Source organism: Kitasatospora sp. NPDC001683 (assembly GCF_053596495.1).
This window is the reverse complement of record NZ_JBSFGK010000047.1, coordinates 54,980-61,318: the sequence shown is the minus strand read 5'-3', so window position 1 is coordinate 61,318 and position 6,339 is coordinate 54,980. Positions and strand designations below refer to the sequence as shown.

General features: G+C 68.9%; 6 protein-coding genes. All 6 read right to left on the bottom strand.

Annotated elements, in window-relative coordinates; genetic code table 11:
* Nucleotides 1–63: 63 nt before the first annotated feature.
* The 6 genes from ACWCYO_RS24375 to ACWCYO_RS24350 all read right to left on the bottom strand — a co-directional run bounded on the left by ACWCYO_RS24375 (nucleotide 64) and on the right by ACWCYO_RS24350 (nucleotide 6,259).
* Nucleotides 64–594 carry a transposase family protein gene (locus ACWCYO_RS24375; RefSeq protein ID WP_449785377.1) on the bottom strand — a complete coding sequence of 177 codons (531 nt, stop codon included), beginning with the start codon at nucleotides 592–594 and terminating at the stop codon, nucleotides 64–66.
* 22 nt (nucleotides 595–616) lie between these two features.
* Nucleotides 617–973, bottom strand: coding sequence for an SMI1/KNR4 family protein (locus ACWCYO_RS24370; protein ID WP_270150611.1), 357 nt, complete (start codon nucleotides 971–973; stop codon nucleotides 617–619).
* A gap of 1 nt (nucleotide 974) precedes the next feature.
* Nucleotides 975–1,157: a hypothetical protein gene (locus ACWCYO_RS24365; protein ID WP_270150610.1), complete on the bottom strand. Its 183-nt coding sequence runs from the start codon at nucleotides 1,155–1,157 to the stop codon at nucleotides 975–977.
* A 35-nt stretch (nucleotides 1,158–1,192) separates the two neighbouring features.
* A complete protein-coding gene (locus ACWCYO_RS24360) occupies nucleotides 1,193–2,524 on the bottom strand; it encodes an APC family permease (RefSeq protein ID WP_449785376.1) in 1,332 nt (443 codons plus the stop codon).
* Between the two features lie 330 nt (nucleotides 2,525–2,854).
* On the bottom strand, nucleotides 2,855–4,492 hold the full coding sequence (locus ACWCYO_RS24355; RefSeq protein WP_449785375.1) for a serine/threonine-protein kinase: 1,638 nt from the start codon (nucleotides 4,490–4,492) through the stop codon (nucleotides 2,855–2,857).
* 360 nt (nucleotides 4,493–4,852) lie between these two features.
* Nucleotides 4,853–6,259, bottom strand: coding sequence for a flavin monoamine oxidase family protein (locus ACWCYO_RS24350; protein WP_270150606.1), 1,407 nt, complete (start codon nucleotides 6,257–6,259; stop codon nucleotides 4,853–4,855).
* Nucleotides 6,260–6,339 lie beyond the last annotated feature (80 nt).

Here is a 6,339-nt window from a genome sequence, read left to right as displayed (position 1 = left end):
ACACCCGCAGGAGGCACTCCGCGCTGAACTACCTCAGCCCGATCGAGTTCGAACAACGATCAGTTACGCTGGCACTCGCCGCATAGCACTGGTGTCCACACCTCGGGGGGAGCCCCCCTCGTCGATGCCCAGCACCCGCGGGACGACCCGGGCGGGCAGGCTGATGCGCATCAAGCAGTTCAGCACGCCCGCCCAGGTCAGCACGTGGTGCAGCACGCCCAGCAGGCGGGCCCCGGCCGACCCGGCCAGTGCCACGGCGACCGCGTCGACCACCTTCTGCAGAGCAGGAGTGGGACGCTGGTAACGCCGGGTCAGCCCGTCGATCTGCTCGGCGAAGGTGACCTTCTCGCAGGCTGGGTTCTCGCAGTACAGGCGGCGCACCGATAAGTCGATCACGACCGCCCGACCGCCCACCGCCTCGTCTGCGACATGCCGCTCGTATCGAGAGTGCACCCAGTCCGACGACTGCCCGCACAACGGACACGCCGCCGGCAAGTCATCCCTGGTCCGGGCAGTGATCCTCAGTAGATCCCCGCTGGCCTCCACGCGCTCGACTTGCACCGCGGCCAGCTGCGGCAGCAGGTCCCCCACCATGACAACACACCCAGACAGCGTCTCACCGCCAACCGAGCGACACCATAGGCGAGTTGAAGCGATCACCGGTTACGAAAATCTTGTAAGAGCCGAAGACCGTACAGACCCATTCGTCCGCAAGCGCTGCCTCCGAGAGCCTCGAGACCGCGATTCCCTGCTCGTTCGAGTTCACGGCGGGGATGTGAATGCCGACGATCTCCTCGATCGAGCCCCTACCGAAAGCTGCAACGAAGGCCCGGTAGTCGGCAGGGAATGGCGTCCCGTAAACCTTCTCCGCCGCACTCCAGTCGACGGTGTCCCCGCAGGTCGGCCCGATGCACGACAGCAGTTCTCCGATGCCCGCCATGGCGGCAATTGCAACAGACTGATCGTCACTCACGCTACGGCTTCCATTGGGTCGGGGCGTCCTTGCCCATGTTGTGCCATTGTCCGTCCTTCAGGCTGTACATCTCGTTAGCTACGTCCGCATCGAACAGGCTTATCGTGCCGATGTTGCGTACCGAATTGAGGCAGTTCAGCGGCGGTGTTGAGGAGCCTGTTGGCTGCAACAGGTGTTGCACCATCCCTCGCCAGAGTGACGGGTCGGCCGTCGCGCCCTTCAGTTAGCCTTGCGGCGGTGCCAGGCCAGCGGAAGGTAGAGCAGCGTCGAGCCGCCTGCGGCGATGAGGCAGTAGGTCACCGCGGTGGTGCCGTTCTCCGTGTACTGCTGCCACGCCGCCCAGGAGCAGACGGCCGTGAGGCTGAGAGTGATGAGGGACAGGACGAAGCTGCCGCCGGGGATACGGTAGGGCCGCTCGAGTCCCGGCTCGCGTACACGCAGCGCGATGAGTGCGGCGACCTGGAGCAGCAGTGTGATGTTGGTGAGGAAGACGTCCACGATGATCAGGTTGGTGAAGCTGCTCAGGCAGAACAGCGCGTAGATCGCCGAGGAGCCGATGATGGAGGCGACCGGTACCTGGCCGTGAGACCTCCTGGCCAACCACCTCGGGAAGTAGCCGTCCTGCGCCAGGGCGAACGGCAGGCGGGCGTTGGAGGCGAGCAGCGCGGAGAACATCGCCGCCGAGGCGAGCATGCCGCCGACGGTGACGGTGGTCTGCAGCCACGGTCCGGTCAGGGTCTTGGCCACGTCGGAGAATGAGCCGCTGTGCCAGTTCTTCCAGCCGTCTGGGCCGCCCGGCCCGACCGCGAGCGAGGCGAGCGCGGGCAGCAGGTAGCCGACGACTGTGACTACGACCGAGAGGGCGAGCGCCCGGGGCAGGTGCTTGCGCGGGTTGTCGATGTCGCCAGCGAAGGTCGAGACGTCGTCCCAGCCGCTGTAGTTCCACATGGCGAGGAAGAGCCCGGCGCCAAAGGCGTTCCACATCGGCTGATCCGGGCGGCTGGTCAGCTCCGTCACCGGGTTGACGCCGTGGCTGGACAGGTGGACGAAGCCGGCAACGGTCAGCAGCAACAGCGGGGTGAGGCAGACGATCGCAAGAAAGACCGAGGAGCTGCCGACCCTGGCCGTGCCCATGAGGTTGACCAGCGTGAAGACCATGATGACGGCTAGGCAGATGAACCAGTGCAGGTCGAACTGGAAGTGGCCTGCGGTGAACAGCACGTGCTTGCCAGGTTCGGCCCAACGGGCCATGGACTGCAGGTAGGTGGTGAACAGGATCGGGTAGACGGCCATGTCCACGAAGCTGCACAGCCAGCTGAGCATGCCTTGCTGGAAGCCCCAGAAGTTGCCCAGCCCGCGCCGGACCCAGTGATAGGAGCCTCCGTCGACCGGGATTGCCGTGCCGAGTTCGGCACAGACCAAAGCGTGGGGGACGCTGTAGATGAGTGGTGTCACCAGGATCAGCAGCAGAGCCATCCCGGGGCCGGAGGTGGAGAACAGGCCTTCGATGCCATAGGCCCCGCCGGAGACGCTGAAGAAGATGAGCGCCACGAGGGCTGTCGGCTTCACCTTCCGGGGCGGGGACATTGCTGTCTGGGGCAGGGCGAACGACTGCTCCGCCGAAGGGGTTCCGGCGGTGGCAGTGGCGTTCGGGGACATTTCTCACCTAGTTCTGGCGGACGACGTGCGAGAGGTGGGACGGCCGTCTCTGCGTCGCTGCCGGGTCGGCACATCGGTGGGGTTGTCTTGTCTGTAGGTGTCACGGCCAGCGAACGAAGATCGCTTCCCATGATCGGGGCTGGGCGATGGATCCGGAACGATGTCGCCGAGGCCGACGGGTCGGTTGATCGGTCAGCGCCGGATGCGTCCGGGCTCGGGTGGTCAAGCGGTACGGCGGTAGGCGGTGATGGAGACCTTGACTGGGCCGTCGTCCGAGGCGGTGGCGAGCGTGCGGATGATGGCGATGTCCTGGCCGCCGTGGGAGCGGACGCAGAAGCTGCGGTCGACACGCAGGGTGGTGAAGGGCAAGGCGGAGGTGGGCTTGGTGTCGATGCCCGTGAGGCAGTCGGGGAGCGTGAGGGGGCCGGTCGGGGCGATGTAGGCGTCGTTGTCCTCGGCGATGTAGAAGGCGCCCGCCTGGCGGGCCAGGTACCAGCTGGAGGTGTCCTGGGTGACTTTTCCGGCTCTGAGGTCGAACTCGTGGTCGCGGTCGGGAGAGGTGAGTTCGAGGTTGGTGTAGGCGGCGGTGTAGCCGGAGGCGGCGGTCTGCTGCGGGGACACGGAGGAAGGGGCGGGGGCGGGTGCGGTGGCGGGCGGGAGGTCTGCGGTGGCAGCTGCGGGCTGTTCGGTGGAGTCGTCGAAGTACTCGAAGTAGTCGAGCAGGAAGAAGGCCGCCGCGGCGCCGATGAGCAGGGCCGTGGCCGTCAGGAGCCCCGTGCGGACGCCCCGGGTGCCCTCGCGCCGGCGGCGGCTGGCGCGGGCAGGTTCCGGGCGGGCCGGCTCCGCCGCTCGGCGGGTGGGTGCGGGGGCGGGCAGGACGGGTGCGGCCGCGGCGCCTGCCGGGTCGAGGACGGTGGCAGGCGGTGCGGGCGTGGCCGGAAGGGCGGTGTGACGGTTCAGCTCGCTGCTGACCTGCGGGGGCAGCCAGCCGTCGGTGAAGCGCAGTTCGCCGCCGGTGGCGAGATGGCGGCGGGCGGCCTCGATCAGCCAGGCGGTGCCCGGCCGGTCCTCGGGGTTCTTGGCCAGGCAGTGCCGGACGAGGTCGTGCAGTCCGTGCGGAAGAGCGGACAGGTCGGGCTCCTCGTGGACCGCCCGGTAGAGCGAGACCTGTTCGGGCCCGTCACCGAAAGGGGCCCTGCCGGAGGCGATGAAGGTGCTCAGGGCACCGAGGGCGAAGACGTCGGTGGCCGGGGTGGCGGGCAGACCGAGGGCCTGTTCGGGGGCCATGAAGCCGGGTGAGCCGATGCGCAGGCCGGTGCCGGTGAGCGGGCTGGCGTCGGCGGCGCGGGCGATGCCGAAGTCGATGACGCGGGGGCCGTCGGCGGCGACGAGGACGTTGCCGGGCTTGAGGTCGCGGTGGACGACGCCTGCGGCGTGGATCGCCTGCAGGGCCTCGGCGATGCCTGCGAGCAGGAGCAGGACGGTGCGTTCGGGCAGCGGGCCGTAACGGCGGACGACCTGGTGGAGGGAGGGACCGGGCACGAAGGTGGTGGCGAGCCAGGGGACGGCGGCGTCGGTGCCCGCGTCGACGACCTGGGCGGTGTAGAGGCCGTGGATGCGCCGGGCGCTGGCGACTTCCTGGGCGAAACGGTGCCGGAACTCGGGGTCCTCGGCGAGTTCGGGCCGGACCACCTTGAGCGCGACGGGGCGCCCGCCGGGGGTGTAGGCCAGGTAGACGCGGCCCATCCCGCCCGCGCCGAGCCGCGCGCACAGGCGGTAGCCGCCGACCTCGCGGGGGTCCTCGGGGGACAGCGCCTCGTAGGCGGAGAACGGCTGGGCGCCGTAGGGCTGTGCGGTCATGCTGGCTCCCAGCGGGTCGTGCGGGGTACGGGGCGCGGTGGAACGGGTGCGGCGGCAGTGGCGCCCCGGGTCTATGCCAGCGTCCGGAATCGCAGCGGATCATATCCGGCCGCGGTTGCTGTCAGCGCCCGGCCCGTTCGACCGATCGCGTAGGCGCGGCTGGCCCCAGGGGCAGGCAAGCTGCGGTGTTCGGGTCCGAGCACGCCCCCGCCGGTGCGTTCGGGGGTAAGCACCGACGGGGGCCGCCGTCCCGCGGGCGGGGGGTCGCCCGGCGGGGTCCTGGTGGACGAAATCCCGGGTTGTCTCCGCCGTCCGCGCACGGCGGGAACACCCCAAGGTTCCGTCGTGGGGACGGCGGGTTCAGCCGGCGATCTCCTTGGCCGCGCGGATTCCCGACAGGTAGGCGCCGTGGACGGTGGCGAAGTCGCCCTTGTCCGTGGCCTCGCCGGCGAAGTGCACACGACCGTCGACGGCGGCCGCGAGCTGGTCGCGCATGGCCGGCGTGGAGCCGAGCTTGTTGAACGAGTACGAGCCCAGCGCGTACGGGTCGGACGCCCAGCGGGTGATCTGATAGTCGAGCGGCGCGGGGATGCCGCTGCCGTACATGGTCCTGAGCGTGGCCATCGCGCTGTCCACGACTTGGCCGTCGCTCCAGCCCTCGATAATGCGGCCGAAGTCGGCGGCATTGAAACCGAGCAGGACCGGCTTGCCGGTGGGGCGGGTGACGTTGATCCACTGCGTCCACTGGCCGTACCTGTCGACACGCGGCACGTAGCCCAGCCAGTCGGTGTCCGCCCAGAACACGGTGGGGAAGCGCAGGTAGCACTTGTTGAGCACTCCCACACCGAGCTTGCTGACGGCGGCGAGCTTGTCGTCGGGCAGGCCCGGCCCGAACTTCACCGCGCCAGCCTGGAGCACTCCCAGCGGCAGGGTCACCAGCACCCGGTCGGCCTGGAACACACCCTTGTCGGTGGTGACCGTGACACCACCGGAGTTCCAGTCGATGTTCTTGACCACCTGCCCGGTGCGAACGGACAGCCCGGCCGCGAGCAGATCGGTGATCTGGTGGTACCCCTGCGGGAACAACACGTCCTTGCCCTTGACCTTGTTGTCCTCGTCGAAGTGCAAACCCGACATCTGCTCCACGCTGCCGGAGTACTCGTGCTCGTAATCGTTCAGGTCCCAGTTGAGCAGCGCCCTGTCCTGGTCCGACAACGAGGACCAGCCGACCGCGGCCTCCACCACGCTGCGTACCGACGCGTCCTTGTCCCCCTCGTCCTGGAACGAGGTCAGCGCGTCGGCGGCCTTCTTCCGCCAGCTCTCCAGCGCCTTGGCCTGCGCGTCACTCAACTTGCCGCCGTCGGCGGAGTAGTCGGTAGTGCTTTCCAGGTCCGTCACGACCGTCTTCGCGTTCGCCTTCGCGGCCAGCGCGGCGATCGGGTTCTTCTCGATGCCATGGATCCACGAAGCGCCCAGATCGAGCGGCGTGTCCGCCCACTGCTGGCTGGTCCAGATGCGGCCACCGACCCGGTCGCGCGCTTCGAGCACCGACACATCGTGGCCCTTGTCGGCCAGGTAGCGGGCGGCGCCCAGGCCACTGATCCCAGCTCCCACGACGATCACCTTCTGGCGCCCGGACGGGCTGGGCGAGCCGTCCTCGCCTCCGTTGTCCCCGCTGTCGTCGCAGGCGGACAGGGAGGCAAGAAGGGCGAGACTGGGCAGGCCCAGACCCACGCTCCGCAGGAAGCGTCGGCGATGCATCGTCATGGCTGGTAACCGATCTTCGATCTGACACGGGCTGATCCGAGGATGCGGATGAACGCTTCGTTGCGCTCGCCGCACCGCCC